General features: G+C 40.1%; 17 protein-coding genes. 2 read left to right on the top strand and 15 right to left on the bottom strand.

Going from position 1 to position 16,443, the window contains the following annotated elements:
• Nucleotides 1-289 precede the first annotated feature (289 nt).
• The 15 genes from FGD67_RS15140 to FGD67_RS15070 all read right to left on the bottom strand — a co-directional run bounded on the left by FGD67_RS15140 (nucleotide 290) and on the right by FGD67_RS15070 (nucleotide 12,775).
• The gene (locus FGD67_RS15140; protein ID WP_257175136.1) at nucleotides 290-1,951 is read right to left on the bottom strand and encodes an RluA family pseudouridine synthase; all 1,662 of its coding nucleotides are present in this window, start codon (nucleotides 1,949-1,951) and stop codon (nucleotides 290-292) included.
• A gap of 240 nt (nucleotides 1,952-2,191) precedes the next feature.
• Nucleotides 2,192-2,476, bottom strand: coding sequence for a hypothetical protein (locus FGD67_RS15135; RefSeq protein WP_257171948.1), 285 nt, complete (start codon nucleotides 2,474-2,476; stop codon nucleotides 2,192-2,194).
• A 660-nt stretch (nucleotides 2,477-3,136) separates the two neighbouring features.
• Nucleotides 3,137-3,487, bottom strand: a complete 351-nt coding sequence (locus FGD67_RS15130; RefSeq protein WP_257171947.1) for a hypothetical protein — start codon at nucleotides 3,485-3,487, stop codon at nucleotides 3,137-3,139.
• 33 nt (nucleotides 3,488-3,520) lie between these two features.
• Complete coding sequence (locus FGD67_RS15125) at nucleotides 3,521-3,892, bottom strand: cation transporter (RefSeq protein ID WP_257171946.1); 372 nt, start codon at nucleotides 3,890-3,892, stop codon at nucleotides 3,521-3,523.
• 12 nt (nucleotides 3,893-3,904) lie between these two features.
• Nucleotides 3,905-4,306 carry a hypothetical protein gene (locus tag FGD67_RS15120; RefSeq protein WP_257171945.1) on the bottom strand — a complete coding sequence of 134 codons (402 nt, stop codon included), beginning with the start codon at nucleotides 4,304-4,306 and terminating at the stop codon, nucleotides 3,905-3,907.
• Entirely contained in the window at nucleotides 4,290-4,949 is a 660-nt protein-coding gene (locus FGD67_RS15115; RefSeq protein WP_257171944.1) for an isoprenylcysteine carboxylmethyltransferase family protein, read from the bottom strand. The genes FGD67_RS15120 and FGD67_RS15115 overlap by 17 nt, the downstream gene beginning before the upstream one ends.
• On the bottom strand, nucleotides 4,939-5,277 hold the full coding sequence (locus tag FGD67_RS15110; RefSeq protein ID WP_257171943.1) for a DUF2933 domain-containing protein: 339 nt from the start codon (nucleotides 5,275-5,277) through the stop codon (nucleotides 4,939-4,941). Before FGD67_RS15110 ends, FGD67_RS15115 begins: the two co-directional genes overlap by 11 nt.
• Nucleotides 5,274-5,657, bottom strand: coding sequence for a cupredoxin domain-containing protein (locus tag FGD67_RS15105; RefSeq protein WP_257171942.1), 384 nt, complete (start codon nucleotides 5,655-5,657; stop codon nucleotides 5,274-5,276). The genes FGD67_RS15110 and FGD67_RS15105 overlap by 4 nt, the downstream gene beginning before the upstream one ends.
• 22 nt (nucleotides 5,658-5,679) lie before the next feature.
• Nucleotides 5,680-7,956, bottom strand: coding sequence for a heavy metal translocating P-type ATPase (locus tag FGD67_RS15100; RefSeq protein WP_257175135.1), 2,277 nt, complete (start codon nucleotides 7,954-7,956; stop codon nucleotides 5,680-5,682).
• Nucleotides 7,949-8,386 (bottom strand): MerR family DNA-binding protein, encoded by a 438-nt coding sequence (locus FGD67_RS15095; protein WP_257171941.1) that lies wholly within the window; start codon nucleotides 8,384-8,386, stop codon nucleotides 7,949-7,951. Before FGD67_RS15095 ends, FGD67_RS15100 begins: the two co-directional genes overlap by 8 nt.
• Nucleotides 8,387-8,556: 170 nt before the next feature.
• Nucleotides 8,557-9,102 (bottom strand): c-type cytochrome, encoded by a 546-nt coding sequence (locus FGD67_RS15090; RefSeq protein WP_257171940.1) that lies wholly within the window; start codon nucleotides 9,100-9,102, stop codon nucleotides 8,557-8,559.
• Nucleotides 9,103-9,113: 11 nt separating this feature from the next.
• Nucleotides 9,114-10,301: an OprO/OprP family phosphate-selective porin gene (locus tag FGD67_RS15085; protein WP_257171939.1), complete on the bottom strand. Its 1,188-nt coding sequence runs from the start codon at nucleotides 10,299-10,301 to the stop codon at nucleotides 9,114-9,116.
• Nucleotides 10,302-10,446: 145 nt separating this feature from the next.
• Nucleotides 10,447-10,854: a hypothetical protein gene (locus FGD67_RS15080; RefSeq protein ID WP_257171938.1), complete on the bottom strand. Its 408-nt coding sequence runs from the start codon at nucleotides 10,852-10,854 to the stop codon at nucleotides 10,447-10,449.
• 732 nt (nucleotides 10,855-11,586) lie between these two features.
• A complete protein-coding gene (locus FGD67_RS15075) occupies nucleotides 11,587-12,159 on the bottom strand; it encodes a NapC/NirT family cytochrome c (protein WP_257171937.1) in 573 nt (190 codons plus the stop codon).
• A gap of 10 nt (nucleotides 12,160-12,169) precedes the next feature.
• Entirely contained in the window at nucleotides 12,170-12,775 is a 606-nt protein-coding gene (locus FGD67_RS15070) for a hypothetical protein (protein WP_257171936.1), read from the bottom strand.
• Between the two features lie 272 nt (nucleotides 12,776-13,047).
• Between FGD67_RS15070 and FGD67_RS15065 the strand changes: the two genes are divergently transcribed.
• Both FGD67_RS15065 and FGD67_RS15060 read left to right on the top strand, forming a co-directional pair.
• Nucleotides 13,048-15,321, top strand: coding sequence for an OmcA/MtrC family decaheme c-type cytochrome (locus FGD67_RS15065; RefSeq protein ID WP_257171935.1), 2,274 nt, complete (start codon nucleotides 13,048-13,050; stop codon nucleotides 15,319-15,321).
• Nucleotides 15,322-15,415: 94 nt separating this feature from the next.
• Entirely contained in the window at nucleotides 15,416-16,426 is a 1,011-nt protein-coding gene (locus tag FGD67_RS15060) for a DmsE family decaheme c-type cytochrome (protein ID WP_257171934.1), read from the top strand.
• The last annotated feature ends 17 nt before the right edge of the window (nucleotides 16,427-16,443 follow it).

Below are 16,443 nucleotides of genomic sequence, written 5' to 3'. Positions count from 1 at the left end.
CATAAATTCAATAAATTAGAAAGATTAATTTTAACAAAAACTGAGCGTATTAAACTATTACAGCGAAGTCTCAGTAATATTCAATTGATGATAATGCAGCTATTTCATCACTATCCTACGTAGGGTTAAAATATGCAGCTTGTACCACAACGTTATGCAACTTGGTGACTGACTACCTGGTGACCTTTACGACGACCAAATTCACCTTGATACGCTTTTAGTTATTCTCGTATAACTGCTTGGCAGCTAGCTGCTTTACAACAACAAACAAGGTTATCAATAAACTAGATTAAAAGTCAGCAGCAACTTCAAAAACTAAAGCTTGATGATTAATCGGGTGTTGCAACGACAAGTATTCGGCATGTAAATGTAGTCGTTGTGCTTTTAAACCATAATGATCGTCACCAACAATCGGCATATTTAAGCCATCTTGATGGGCGCAATGCACGCGTAGTTGATGTGTACGTCCCGTTTTAGGAAATAAGTGCAAGCGCGTGGTGTTATTTTTCCGCTCCAATACCCGCCAAGTCGTTAATGCCGGTTTACCGTGCTGATAACACACCATTTGTCGTGGTTTATCATCAAAATCTAGCCGTAGTGGCAATTCAATCGTGCCACTGTCTGCTACAACATTTCCGCTAACTAAAGCCACATAACGCTTCTCTATTGTGCGCTCAATAAATTGTTTTTGCAGCGCTTTATGAGCACGTTTATTTAAGGCAATAATCAACAGTCCAGAAGTCGACATATCTAATCGATGGACAATAAGCGGCCCAGATGCTTGTGGGAACTGGTTTTTAATGCGCATATACACTGAGTCGGCAATCGTTTTACCCGGCACGGATAAAAACTCAGCCGGCTTATTAACCACTAAAAGATCGTCGTCTTGATAAACGATAGCCAAATCTTTGCCATGTGCAGGATTAATCAGCAAAGGGTTATCATCAACATCTAAGCCCTGAAGCATATGCCCTAAAATAGGCTGACATTTACTGTAGCAAGAAGGATAGTAATTCTTATGTTGCCTGATAGCTGACTTAGGCGCTGCGCCCCACCAAAACTCCGCCATAGTGACGGGTGCTAAGTTATGTAAATAAGCATATTGCAATAATTTAGGCGCGGCACAATCACCAGCACCCGCAGGTGGTATATGTTCCGGTAACTCAGCAAAAATAGCGTTAAGGTCTTTAGTTGCGCCATCTGCGTTTAAAAACTGATATTGTGAAAAGAGTTTTTTCTGTAAGTTTTTAGAACGTGCTTTACGCTGCTTCTTTAACTTGGCAATTTTACTGGTTATCGTATCTAAGGCTTGCTGCAATAATGCAAGTTTACTCTGCCCGTGCTGTTTTAATGCTTGTAACTGTTTTTTTTCGTAAATGCTTTGCCCTGCTAAGACAAGTTTTAACTGCTCAAATCCATCGACGGTTAATTGCTCAACCGCCTCATCTCGCTGCTTTTTTCTTTCTTGGCGGTTAGCAACAATTAAGCGCTGTTGTACTGATAACGCTTGTTGATAACGGTTAGTTGCTTCATTAAGCGCATTCGTTGCAGTAGTTAGCGGCTCACCACACTCTAATTGTTCAATTTCAGCATTAATGTTATTGATAATGCGGTTTTCAGCTAGAAAAGTGTCATCTTGTAATTGCATATCAGACACAGGCGGAACAAAGTTAATAGCAGTATGGTTATATTCCAACTGGCCAGAAAAAGCCGATAAATAGCCTAGCTGTTGTTGGGCATTTTTAACCACCAAAACCCCCAACATTTTACCGCTATCGCTTTCACTGCCAATAATATCAGTTTGCTTTTCTAGCGCTTGCTGCAATTGTTCAGCAGCAGCAACAGCAAGTGCCTGTGGTTGATAATAAAACGGAAAGGTAAATTTTTCCGGTAAGCTGATATGAACAACAGGCTGAGAAAATAAGGTAAAACAAGATTCAAGGTTTGGCATAGCAATATAATACTGAGATGTTTGCGAAGATATATTTCGCGATAATAGCATATTCAATGATATCTCACTAAGTAAGCTCAATAGTTTATCAGAGCATGATCTGCTGATAGCGCTTCAACCAAAAACACCAAGATATAGTGGCAACAGCAGCATAAACCATAAATGCTGAACAAATTCAGAGTCAATAAAACTTGCGGCGCTGACAAGATCAGCACGCAACCATGACCTTTTGTTCGGCAATTATTTAATAATGGCAACACCGGCAACTTCTACAACCGTTTTAGCCTCGGCACGTTCGATAATTTTTACTAAGGTTGTTTGGATCGTTTCGTCTTTTCTGACATCGTTTTCATTCGAAAAACGTTCTTCTTGGGCACTTGCTCCGGCTTCTAAAATAAAACTTACTACCACTTGTGTCGCGCAATCTTCTGTTGGGCCAAAATAAGCTAAGGTTATTTGCGGATAACCTTGGAAACCATTTTTAACTTTCTTTGCAATACGTTTTGTCGATTTGTCTAAATTCATAATAAGCGCCTTGAAGAAGTCTCCAGCCCAGATAATAGGCTGATAATTATTTGCTAAAATATGCTAGGAAATAAGAAAAAGCAAACCTTATACCAAGTTTATTCCCACTCAGCGCTTACCAGCGTTTGAGAACAACGATCATTTTGTGAATATAGTTATTCTATATGAAGGAAATTATCGCGGTTATCGAACCGCTGGTAAGCTCCTCAAGGGTGATTTTAAAAGCCTTACAGGCCGTGTTATTGATTTCGATAAGGTGCTCACAGGGATGTGAGTCATTAGAACAAGGCAGGAGTAGTTGTCGAGAATAACCCTTACCTTCAATCAATACCTTGCCAACATGGATGTTGGTACTTAGGTTCAGTCTGGAACGGTGAACCTGTGCCGCTAAGCCGGTTAAATTTCACTGAGTGGGAACAAACTTAGTAAAATTGGTATTATATCGGCAATCAAGGCACTGAACAGTGTCGTTCACAAGGCAATTAAGACACGTAAATAACTGAGATCATGAATCAGCTATAAAGTTATCTACTTAACGATTGGCCAAACATCGAAAAAGTGGACGATGCCGATAGGAAGGAGGAAAACGGCCTTGAATCAATTTATAATTGAATTCGAAGGCCGTTTGAAAGGTATTATTTAAATTTGGCTTTTCAGCCTTTATTTATTTAATTGCACCATATCGTGTTTTTTAATAGCTCCTTTTAAAACTGTAACTTTCGCAAAATGTTCATCAATAATTTTATCTATTCTCACTTGTCCTATTTCTTGCTGCTTATAGAACTCAGCTCCTTCGTCATTGTCATCATTCATGACAAACCGATAGGTATGTAAAATTTGCCCCGTTTTTGCACCATCATTCAAGCCAACACAAACAATGGCTTCACTTTCAGATGCGGAAACGACTTGACCACGCATTAAATAGTTATGTGAAAAATCACTATTTGCACACCCAGCAAGAACGACAGCAAAAACTATAAATCCGATTACTTTAGATATTTTATTTAACATAATTAATTCCTATTTAAGTTATTTTGATTAAATTTAACGTTTTCTTTTAACCGAGCCTGGGGGGGTTTTATGACAACTCCACGGCGTATGGTCTGAATTATCTTTCACATTTTGATCGACAAATTTGTAATAGCCCTCCTTAGTGCGAGTCCACCAATCATCATGTATATCAGCACCATGTTTTCTAATGACTTCTTCAATGCCAGCAAGGTTTAAATTAACCGCGTCATAGGCTAAATGGATACTTTCTTCTTTACGATTGAAAGATACTTCATCTAGGCCAAACATTTTATCAATTTCCTTAATTAACGCCTCAATGTTTTCATCTTTGACCTTTGACAGTCTAAGGTTCCTAACAACTAGGTTGCTTTCTCTCACTCCAACTCTATGATCTAAATCAGTCATATTCCCTCTCCTTTAATGATTGTGTTGATTTGATGCTTTGCTATTTACTATTTTATTCGATGCCATTTGGGGCATCATACTTTCCATCATTTGTAAGTGATGTTCAGCCATATTTATTTGTTGTGCTATCGATTTATCAGCCATATCCCTATGCATTATTTGCATCATTTTTATCATTGACCGTCGATGCTCATGCATGAGTTCTTGCTGTTTTTTAGGCTCAACTTCTCGCTTTATAGCGATAAGCTGCTTTCTCATAATCTCCATATTTTCATGCATTTTGTCCATATTTGCATGAGACATTGCCATCCCCTCATGCATATCGTTGTTAGCCATCTCAAAAGCTACTGTAGAAAAACTAATAACAACGGACAGAATACTTACGGTAAATAAGTAGTTAACTAACTTTTTCATTGTTCTTTCCTTTTTCCTTATTTGAAAATTTTGGCAACCAAGCTGGTGTTTTAGCCATATATAATAAGTATTCCTCACCAAACTCACGGATAACTTTCTCTTCTTCTTTATTTGCAAGACGCACATAGACAACCACTAAAATCGGAAACATTACAATTGTCGGAATTGTTGGCCATTGTAATAAGAACCCAAACATAATTAGGATGAATGCTACGTACTGAGGATGTCGGCAACGCGCATACCAACCAGAAATCGCCAATGTGTTATTTTTTTGCGCTTGATGCAAAACATTCCAAGCAGAGGACAAAATGAAGAATCCTGCAACAATTAAAACGTTACTCGCTATATGCAAGGGGTCCCAATGAGCATTACCTTCGAAACCAAAAATTGTATGTAATAAGTGACCATTTTCATGAGCAAGGAAGTTAATACCTGGATAATTTTCGGTTAACCAACCAGACAAAAAATAAATGCTTAACGGAAATCCGTACATTTCAGTAAATAATGCAACAATAAATGCTGAAAATGCACCTAAAGCTCGCCAATCAGTTTTAGTTTGTGGTTTGGCAAAACTAAAAGCAAAAAAGATAAAAATAGCGGAATTTAAGATCACTAAAGTCCATAAACCATAATCACCGTTCATTATTATTCCCCTTCTGCTCTTTTTCGTCCCTTGCGGTTTTCAGACCTTCCAGATAGCCGTTTCTATAGGCTTCATTTTTATCTGTTAGTTCTTGGAATGTTTCTTCCTTATCACCTTTAGAAGACGCTACTTGATTATTTTCATGCTTCCCGTGACTGCCATGCATAAATATGTGCATCAATGGGCAAAGCAATAAAATTAGAAAAGGCAAGTACTGAAAAAAATGCTGCCGATGTTCAACCAACAAAAAGTAGCTGGCTGCAGCAATTAGCCCTAATGCCGCCCATCCTGTCGGGGTTGACCAAAATGAACGATGTTTTTTACTCATTTCTGTCCTCCTAATGCAGCACTTTCAACGACAACCAAGGTACCGGTATACATTTTCATCGGACAATGAAAGGCATATTCTCCTGCTAACATTGCCGGTAACGCGACTGATTTACTTACGCCTACCGGTAGCTCTTCACTCAGTTCAAAATCGGGAAATAACACCGTAGCAGCACAAGGGCTGCCATCTTTTCTTAAGAATTGCAGTTTTGTTGGCTTGCCCGCAGCAACCCTGATTCGTGCTGGTTGGTAGATACCGTCATTAACCACAACGGTTATATTTTCTGCGCTAGCATCAACAGCCTTTGACGGTTTATACAACCAAAACCACCATACGATGAGCGCTATCAGCGCCAAACCGATTAAATTGACTATTATCATTTTAAATTCTCCAACACTTTTATTAATGTTCTTTGGCTTTAAAAAACCGTAAGCGATTGGCATTACTTACCACTGTTAATGACGAGAAGGCCATGGCGGCTCCAGCAATAACGGGATTAAGTAACAGGCCAAAAAATGGATAAAGCACACCGGCAGCAAAAGGCACTCCAGCTACGTTATAGATAAAGGCACCAAAAAGGTTTTGCTTAATATTGCGTAACGTTGCTTTGCTAATGGCAATCGCATCGGCGAGACCATGTAATGAACCTCGCATCAAGGTAATATCAGCACTTTCAATAGCAACATCGGTACCCGTACCAATCGCAAAGCCAACATTAGCCAACGCCAATGCCGGAGCATCATTAATACCATCGCCAGTCATACCGACAATTTCACCTTGTGCTTGCAACTCTGCCACTTTATTGGCTTTATCTTCCGGCAACACTTCAGCAAAAACCTCAGTAACACCGACCTTTTTAGCCACGGCATTAGCGGTTGCTCTATTGTCACCGGTTAGCATAACCACGCGGATACCACCGGCTTGTAAGCGTTTAATGGCTGAAATAGAGTCAGTTTTAATCGGGTCAGAAACAGCAATAATAGCGGCTAATTTGTTATCAACAGCGAGGTACATCGGCGTTTTCGCCTCATCAGCAAGTTTTTGTGCTTGGCTAACAAAACCATTAAGCGCGATGTGCTTACTCAACATCAGCTTTTGATTACCAAAAAGTAATTGTTGACCGTTAAAATTGGCTTTAATGCCATGGCCGGCAATGGCATGAAAGTCACTAACATTCTCTGGATCAATACCTTGCTTAATGGCAGCATCAACAATAGCCTGTGCTAACGGATGTTCTGAGCCACTTTCAATGCTGGCCGTTATGGTTAAAATATCGGTTTCTGTATAGGCTTTATCGATAACAATAATATCGGTTACCGTTGGCGATCCTTCAGTAATGGTACCGGTTTTATCCAAGATCATAGCGGTAATCTTTGCTGAGGTTTGTAGTGCTTCGCCATTGCGGATCAACACGCCAGCCTCAGCAGCTTTACCCACCCCCACCATCACCGACATCGGCGTTGCTAGGCCAAGCGCACAAGGACAAGCAATAATTAACACGGTAGTGGCAGAAACCACCGCGAACGCTAAGCTCGGCTCAGGACCAAAATTAAGCCAAACTAAGGCACTAACAATAGCGATGATCATAATCACCGGAACAAAATAGCCTGAGATGACATCCGCTAAACGACCAATCGGTGGCTTAGAGTTTTGCGCTCGTTTCACCATATTGATAATTTGCGCCAATGCGGTATCTTTACCGACCCGCGTCGCTTTAAATAAAATACTGCCTGATTTATTTAAAGTCCCGGCAACGACTTCATCTTCTTCAGCTTTCTCGACTGGCATCGGCTCACCCGTCAACATTGATTCATCAATGGTGGTGTGGCCTTGGACAACGACACCATCGACTGATATTTTTTCTCCCGGCCGGACACGAACGATGTCATTAAGCTGTACTTGCTCAATGGCAATATCAATTTCTTGTTCTTTGCCGTCAACAACCCGAACAACACGTGCGGTTTTTCCTTGCAAGCCAATTAAGCGCTTAATCGCTTCACTGGTTCGCCCTCGTGCTTTCACTTCCAAGGCAAGCCCGAGGTTGATCAACCCGATAATCATCGCGGTAGCTTCAAAATAAACATGGCGTGCCATCTCAGGTAATGCCATTGGGAACAACACAACAATCATTGAATATAGCCAAGCGGTACTTGTCCCTAACGCAATTAAGGTATCCATATTCGCATTATGATTAACAAAAGATTTCCAAGCGCCTATGTAGAAGTGCTTGCCGGCAAAATACATAATGGCAAGGCATAACAGGCCAATCAACAACCAAACCGCTCGTTCTAACGATGTATCAACGGTCATAGGGCCACCGGCAATGCTATAAATCATCAATGGGATACCAAGTCCCAAGGCTATCCACACTTGCTTCATTAGCTTAACGTAATATTTTTCATCGGCGACTTCTTTTTCATCTAGCAACTGGTCATCACTTGCTTGATTACTACTTTTGGCATTATAGCCAATGGATTCAACCGTATTGATCAGAGTTTCAGGGGCAACATCACCAGTAACAAGCACAGTTCTTAAAGCAAAATTCATCTCGGCACTTTCGACTCCTGTCACTGCTCGCAAAGCTTTTTCTATTTTACCAACACAACTAGCACAACTAGCACCATCAATAATCAATTCTTGACTAGCGCTCTGAGTAATATCGTCTGATAATTTATTCATCATGTTCTCCTTCACTTTGACTAATTGTTGCTATTTCACCTTCAATAAGGTGACATATCATATGACCTGATGGCGCTTTATCAGGTATATTCTGCCAATCGTTTACTGCTTTTCTTAACTTCTCTCGTAACAACAGCGCCGCCTGAAATTGTTTCTCGGTTTCTGCAAGACGACGTTCAACAATTTCTCGCACTAATGGGCATGCGGTATGGCCTTTATCCGCTTCAGCTAAAATGTCTTTAATTTCATCAACTGAAAAGTCTAATTGCCGAGCACTTAAGATAAACTTCAATCTTCGTTGTACCGCTTTGCCATAAACCTTATAACCATTTTCTGGGTTCTTCATTGGAGAAATAAGTCCAATACGAGTGTAATAGCGCACCGTATCAGGTGTAGTATTCATCACATTCGCTAACTTCTTTACCCTCATCACACAAATCCTCGTTTATAAGTGTCAAAAATAGCTTTTAACAACTATCCCTAGTTTAAACCTATGTCTAAGACACAGGTCAAGCGATAAAAATCATATATATTCGCAGTAACATATACGAAAGAAGAGAAACTACCCGATATATTTTAGGATAGTTTCTCTGCATTTAATTATTGATTTAAATAACGCACAATCACTTGCATATCTTCCTCCGTCATGGGGTATTTAGGCATGGCCGATACGGCATTATTAAATTTTGGATCCTTTAACTTTCTCAAGACAAAGTCTTGGCCTTTATCAGCAACAACTGAATCTAATTTAGGCCCTAAAGTTCCTCCTTGCCCTTTGAGAGAATGGCAGCCCTGACAACCAAAAGCGCTGATCAATTCTTCCCCTGAACGTTGGGGAGCTTTATTACCCGCCGTATCGAAATTATTTCGCACATCAGACGTTAATGTACTGGCTAAAAACGCTTCAACAGCTAACGTTTCTTTACCTGTCATATGTGCTTTCGCTCGCATATGCGGCATCACAACTGACCACTCCTGCTTGGAATATTCCTCCGCGGGACGGGCATTATGACAACGAGCACAGTTTTCACTGTAGACTTTAGCGCCGGTTGCAATCAAAGAAGGATCGCTAACATGTTGAGCTTGAACTGTATAAGCACTAGAAGACAGTACTATGACTGACAATAAAAGTTGAGTTAATTTCATGATAGTTCTCCTTAAAAACCAAAGGCTAATTGTAAAAACATACGATCATCAGGTACTACATCGTGGCTCGCTTGTGCATTATCAATAGAGGTACTTTCAGCACCAAATTTCAATACTGCACTGGGCTCCAACCAGTAATTAATACCGTAATAAATACGACTACCCGTTTTACCGCCATCTTCTTCAAATTCATGCACAATACTGCCATCAAAGTCAGAAGAAATATCAGAATAGCGGACAACAAGTTCAATAGGATTTAACCAATCTTTACCTAATTGGCGAGCTTGCCAAGTACCTTGTACATACCACCCTTCCTTATCAAAGTCTCTTACCCATTCTTCACCGTGTGCACCTTCGACGCCTTCGTCTTCACCTTCTGTTTCAGCTGTTGAGCCAAAAATTTCACCTCTGACACTAGCAAAGCTCCCTATCCAGTTAAAGTCGACATTGTAAGCGTTGTAATTTAAATCACCGTCATTACTATAGGCGCCGGTATAATATGAAACACCGATTTCCCACTCAGGTAAAAATGCATAAGCAATACGCCCACCGTAAGCCATAGTGTCATTGTTATCACCTTTTTTGGCAGCCATCTCAACACCACCGCCATGATCACCTTCTTCTTGGCGAGGACCACTCACAGCATAAAAGTCAGTGAACAGTTTCCCGGCCTCACCTAACGTCCAGGTATTGCCAATGTTTATTCCGGTATCACCTAAAATACTAGTAATTCCGCCGAGTGAACCGTTACCACCGTGCCCACCGTAAAGTCCCGGATTACTGGCGGCTTTATTGATCCAGCTAGGGTGGAGGTTGGCACCAAACTGCCCAAAGGGTAATAAAAATTTACCTGCGGTAATGATGGTATTATCATTAAAGAAATAGTGCATATTGGCATATTCAAGTTCGGTTTCTGTTTCACCTTCTGCATTGGTACTGAACTCAAGTTCTGCTTCAATGTGAATTTTTTCAGACAATTGAAATAAAAATATAGGAACAAAACGTGCAACAACATTATTCTGAATGTCATTACCTGCTTCATCTTTCATGTCAGATTGATCGGTGTAGGTCACATCACCATATCCTGCGATAGCAAAACGACCAATATCTAATGAGGAACCTTCTTGTGCATACGCGTGAGATGCACTCGATAATACTAAAGCAGTCGCAATTGCGCTGCTAAGAGCCTTAATTTTCATAGTAATAACCTTACTAATTTTATAGTTTATGATATCCATCTCTTTCAGGGCATAACAATTACATGCGCACTAAAAGCAAGACGAATAAAAATTTCGTTTAAAATTTAAGAGTTGATCTGTGTTTTTTGAACGGATCTATTCTGTACTATGAAAATATTGGAGGGCGATATAAATTTGACTTAGGTTCTGACACATAAACCTTTGCTAGCTTGTTAGTGACCTGCTGGATAACAGCAAAACAACTTACTAAATCATATCGTGACAACAGCGTTAAGTTAGCTTGAGATACTAAATTAGCGCTGCAATCACAATCTACGCATTGACAGTTATTCATTGATGAGGAAATTTTTAATTTATCAACACTCTGCTTATCTGCTTTGTCATGTGCATTGACATCATGATGTTGATGAATTTGGAGAGTATCTGTAGATAAGGTCGCGCTAATGTTATGCATGGCCATTGCTTGACATAAATGAATAGGTTTTGCAAACACTTGTCCATTTACAACTAAGTAAATAATGATATTTAATAATAAAATGATTTTGGTGAACATTTTAAATATAAATTTCCATTGTTATTGCATCTACTGATTAGAGTATAACCCCTAAAAATTCTAGGGTCTTTGATATAAATCAATTTACATTTTTATATCGAAAAGGGTTTTATTAATACCAAATTGATTAAGTTCTTTTCCACTCAGCGAGAATTAAAAGGCTTAGCGGCACAGGCTCATAGTTCCAGACTGAACCTAAGTACCTACATCCCTGCAGGCAAGGCATTGATTGAAGATAAGGGTTATTCTCGACAACTGCTCCTGCGTTGTTCTAATGACTCACATCCCTGAGAGCACCTTGTCAAAATCAATAACGCAGCAGGTAAACCTTTTGAACTCGAGCTCTGGGAGCTTTCTCTATATCCACTAACATCGTTAAATTTATTTGATTCAGAGTGGCTAAACCGAAACAAATTCGCCTTGTTTTTGCACATAGAGAAGCGCTCTGAATTGGGAAGAAATTTAATTAAATTGGTATTATTGCAGTGTAATATAAAGCAAGTGACTCAACAAGCCGTAAGAGATCTGCGTGCAAGCGACTGAGTATTAAAATAAATTCAGCTGAAAAATTAACTTTTCACTCGTTAATTCAATCAGCTGATTTTTAAAAATATCTTTGAATTACATCTTTGTTCGCATTTGTTTAGGCTCTACCAGAGCCACTACATCAGTTAAAGTCTAACACTCACTAACTCAGGCTGAACCATTCGACAAAGCTGCCAAGCCTTTAAATCAATTTTCAGGCATATTGTGAGCAATACCTTTATGACAATCTATACAAGTTTTGTCTTTCTCTCTCATGTATGCAATATCATGCTTTTTACGTGCTCGTTTAGACTGTTTTTCAAGGTTCATTCTTGCTTCAGTATGACAGTTTCGACATTCTCTTGAATCGGTCGCTTTCATTTTAGCCCAAACACGCTCTGCCATTTTCCCCCGATGCTTTTCAAATTTTTCCGGCGTATCTATAGTGCCTAATAGTTTATGCCAAAGCTCAGCAGATGCCGCAACTTTACGGGCTAATTTAGGTATATAGTCTCGCGGTACATGACAATCAGGACATGAAGCGCTAACCCCTGACACTGGGTTATAGTGAGGAGACTCAATATACTCTTTATAAACTGTTTGTTCCATCTCATGGCAAGAAATACAAAACGCTTCGGTATTCGTTACTTCTAGTGCAGTATTAAAGCCGCCCCAAAAAATAATACCAAAAACAAAAAACATTAATGCACCTAAGGGAATACCAAATAAGTACCACTTTTTAGGGATACGCCAAAGTTTAGGGTTTGTAAATAATTTCATAGCTTATGACCTACTGCTGGCTTGCATAATAATGAAGAAGCGAATTAATTTGTGGCTCAGACAATTTGTTGATTTTTTTCTGCATTTCTGCAACTGTTTGACGCTCACCAGAGCGGTAATCGCTAAAAGATTGTTCTAGATACGGCCGCCACTGGCCAGCTAAAATACCTGAATCATCGTCAGCTGAACTGCCACCATCTTCATGACACTTTGTACATCTATTTTCATGAAGTTTAGCGCCTTCTTTTGCTAATATGGCATCAAAGCTTTGCTTTGCTGGAATAAAGCTTTGTGCTGAATAATAGCTTGCTAGCGCCTCGATATCCTCTTCTGAAAGGTCCTGTGCAATAGTCACCATATCTGTTTCTGGGCGCTGAGTGTCACCATGTCTAAATTTACTTTTTTGTGCAATGCGTGTTTCATCAATATAGGCGGCTAGCATATCGATAATTGTGGTCTCTGAATATCCGGCAATGATCGGTATATCAGAATCGCTGCTAACTCCTTTTGCGCCATGACAGTCGTTGCATATAGTAATGGTATCGTCTATCGATGCAGCTTGTGCAAAAGCACAAGCAAAGATAACCAGGAGAATACTAAATTTGACTTTAAGCATGTTTTTTACTCCAAAATGTATTAATTAAACAAGTTTTTCAATATATACAATTATCTATAAAGAACCTGATTATGATATCCCCAAAAAACAATGAAAATAGACAATAATCAATACCCTTAGCAAAGTCATCAAAGCCATATTATATAGATAATGTTTAAAAACCGTTACAACTGGTAATAATGACTAAAAACAGTTCTTTATAAAGGTTAACCGGACTTAGCTACTAAGTTGTATGTAGGCACAATGACGCTCAATCGATGATGGATCTTATTATGAAAAATAAAAACAAATGGCAGCTGAAAGAATTATTTGCCAGTTTTGCGCTGGTTTTTGTACTAGCGCTTTCTGGTTGTGGTGGTGATGGTGATACTGGCGCTGAAGGCCCTGCAGGGGCACAAGGTCCTGTTGGTGAAGACGGGCCGGCAGGTCAAGCCCCACCAGCAACAACATCAAGACAAACAGCGGTCATGGACTCAGCCATTACCAATGCCACTATTACTGAAGATGGTAGTTTAATCGTTGAATTTTCAATAGAAGATGATGTGGGTGTCGGTTATAGTGCGCTAAAAAGCAACCAAATTCGCTTTACCCTAGCACAACTAACCCCTATTAATGCGATTACCGGCGAGTCCTCTAAATGGCAAAGCTATATCAACATAATAGAAAGTGCACCAACCGATCCTAACAACGGCTCAGGCACTGTAGATACGGTTCAGGCAACGTCAGAAACGGCGAATGCTAGCGGCGGCGTTTTCACTAATAATAATGACGGCACTTATCGTTATACTTTCGCGACCAATGTGCTCAACGTTACTTCCCCTGTTGCGGTAACTCACAATGCCAACTTTACCCATAGAATTGCCTTTCAAATCAGTGGCAGTGGTTTTCCAACCATGAACCGTTCATTTGATTGGCAACCTTCTACAGGAACAACAACTAATATTACTAATCGAGAAATGGTGGTTGAAGGAACATGTAATGGCTGTCATGGTGAATTAGCACTTCATGGTGGGGGTCGTGTTGATACCGCTTATTGTGTTACCTGTCATAACCCAGGCACAGTAGATGCAAACAGTGGTGAAAGTGTCGACTTTAAAGTAATGATCCACAAAATTCACCGCGGCGCTAACTTACCATCGGTTGTCAATGGCGGGGAATATGCCATCTGGGGCTATCGTGACAGTAAGAATGATTATTCTGGTACCCATATCCCACAAGATATTCGTAATTGTACCAATTGTCATGATGATAGCAATACCGAAACACCCGATGCTATAAATTGGAAATCTCAACCGTCAATCGAAGCCTGTGGTTCTTGTCATGATGATGTCGATTTTGCAACTGGCACAGGTCATCTTGCCGGTGCTCAAGCGGACAATAGTTTATGTCAAGGTTGCCATGGTGTCTCTGGTTTCTCTTCGATAGAAAGTAATCACACTAACGTGATGGCAAATGTTGCTAGTGCTCGTAGCGCTATTGTCACTGAAGCGAAAGCAGTTCGAGTTAATCTTAACACCGGTGATATTGAAGTTGATGTCATGGTAACTTTAGAAGGTACACCGGTTGCTGCTCTGCGTGATATTAGCGATATCGATACACCAGCAGGTGCAAAATTTGGTAAATACAAATACGGCACCGATAATGGTTCTATCACTATTAACTGGGATAATGGTACCGGCTTTCAATTAAATGATGAACTAATAGCCTTAAATGATTGTACTGCAGACGGTACAGGGTTATTTACTTGTGCCGCACCAGGTCTTTTATCTGGCATAACTGCAACAGATACTATTATGGTTACCTCCGTTGGCTTATTTGTTTGTATGAACGAAAAAGACGGCGCTGTAGTTCGATGTGACTCGCCGGAAACTGCTGCTATGGATGTTGCGCAAGTAGACATCACGCCTTCAATAGTATTCTTTAAAGGTGACGGTACGATAACAACAGAAGCTTATAATAAAATTGGCGCAGATATCAGCGCTTGTCAAAGTTGTCATGCCGATAACAAATTCCACAATGGCGCAACCGACTTAGTGCAATGTAAAACCTGCCATAATGCGACACGAGTTGGTTACAGAGGTTTAGGTGATTTAAAACGTCATGTCCATCGCTTGCATTCGAGCTTAGATAAGAATGCACTTAATGACTCTAACCCTGAGCAAATAGATCATTTTCCTGGCAACATTGATAACTGTGCTCAATGTCATAGCGATGATCAGTTTGACTTGCCAATAAAACAAAATACCCGTGCTTCTATTGCTAGTAGTGGCAATGCTAATGTTTATGTAAGTCCTACAGCGGTTGTCTGCGGAAGTTGTCACCTGAATGTCAAATTAGGTTTAATTGACCCAAGCTTACCGGGGTTAATTGACCCGGCTAAAGGTAGTATTGATGCTAAGGGACAAGCCTTGATAGATCACATGATGCAAAACGGTGGTATTTTTGGCGCCGCCACATTTACGCAAGCGAATAAAGTCGAATCATGTGCTGTGTGTCACGCTATTGGTGCAGAATTTGGTGTCGACAAAATTCATGATATTAAATAACCAAGTTAAGTTATAGCAACTATGGCCAAGAGTAATATGCTCTTGGCCTATTTCAACGTTAATGTTCTAGATATAAAATAAGAGTGCAAATTCCATGCGTGCAATTTTTAACATTATTTTGGCGGTTATATTTTTTAGCTCGCTCCTGTCAACGCAAAGTTTTGCCGAAAAAAATACTATAGAAAAAACCGTAACCCCAGCCAAAGCTTTAACAGCACAGCAACTTGATAAATTACTTGTGAAAAAGTTTAAGCAAGGAAAGTATTCTAAAAAAGGAGCTGACAGTTGTCTTAAATGTCATGACGGAGCATCGGATAAAAGTGCGATGGGTATTTTTGATAATGTCCATGGTCGCCAAGATATAGAAAACTCGCCATTTGCAGAGTTACAATGTGAAACCTGTCATGGTCCTGCCGGTAAACACTCAGCAAAAGTTAGAAAAGGTAAACTCAGAGAGCCGGTCATTACCTTTGGCGCTGATTCTCTTGTTGATGCCGACAAACAAAATAGTGTTTGTTTGAGTTGTCATGAAGATAGACAACGCCTAGCATGGCAAGGTAGTGCTCATCAAAGTGAGCAAGTGCCCTGCGCTTCTTGTCATCAGGTTCATCAAAGTCAAGATCCGGTGTTGTTTAAACAACAACAAAATAAATTATGTGGTAGCTGTCATAAAGAAAAACTACACGCTATCAATAAACGTTCGAGTCACCCTTTAAAATGGGGCCAAATGGCTTGCGCTGATTGCCATAATCCGCACGGTTCTTTTACTGAGCATGAGCTTAATCGTCCTTCCATTAATCAAACCTGCTATCAATGTCATAGTGAAAAACGCGGTCCTTTACTTTGGGAACATGCTCCTGTAGCCGAAGACTGTAGTGTTTGCCATGATGCCCACGGTGCTATTAATGCCAATATGCTTAAGCAACGTACACCACAATTATGCCAAGATTGCCATACGCCTGCTGATCATCCGTCAACCGCAATTGCCGGTAGTGAGTTTGTTAACAATACTCAAAGTGCATTTGCTCTCGGACAAAACTGTATGAATTGTCACAGTTTAATTCACGGCAGTAACCACCCTGCTGGCCGGACTTTTCAACGATAGTATTAAGGAGATCACCG

This window comes from Colwellia sp. M166 (genome assembly GCF_024585285.1).
Classification (GTDB): domain Bacteria; phylum Pseudomonadota; class Gammaproteobacteria; order Enterobacterales; family Alteromonadaceae; genus Cognaticolwellia.
Note: the sequence above shows the minus strand (reverse complement) of the source record. Positions and strands in the feature narration are given on the sequence as shown.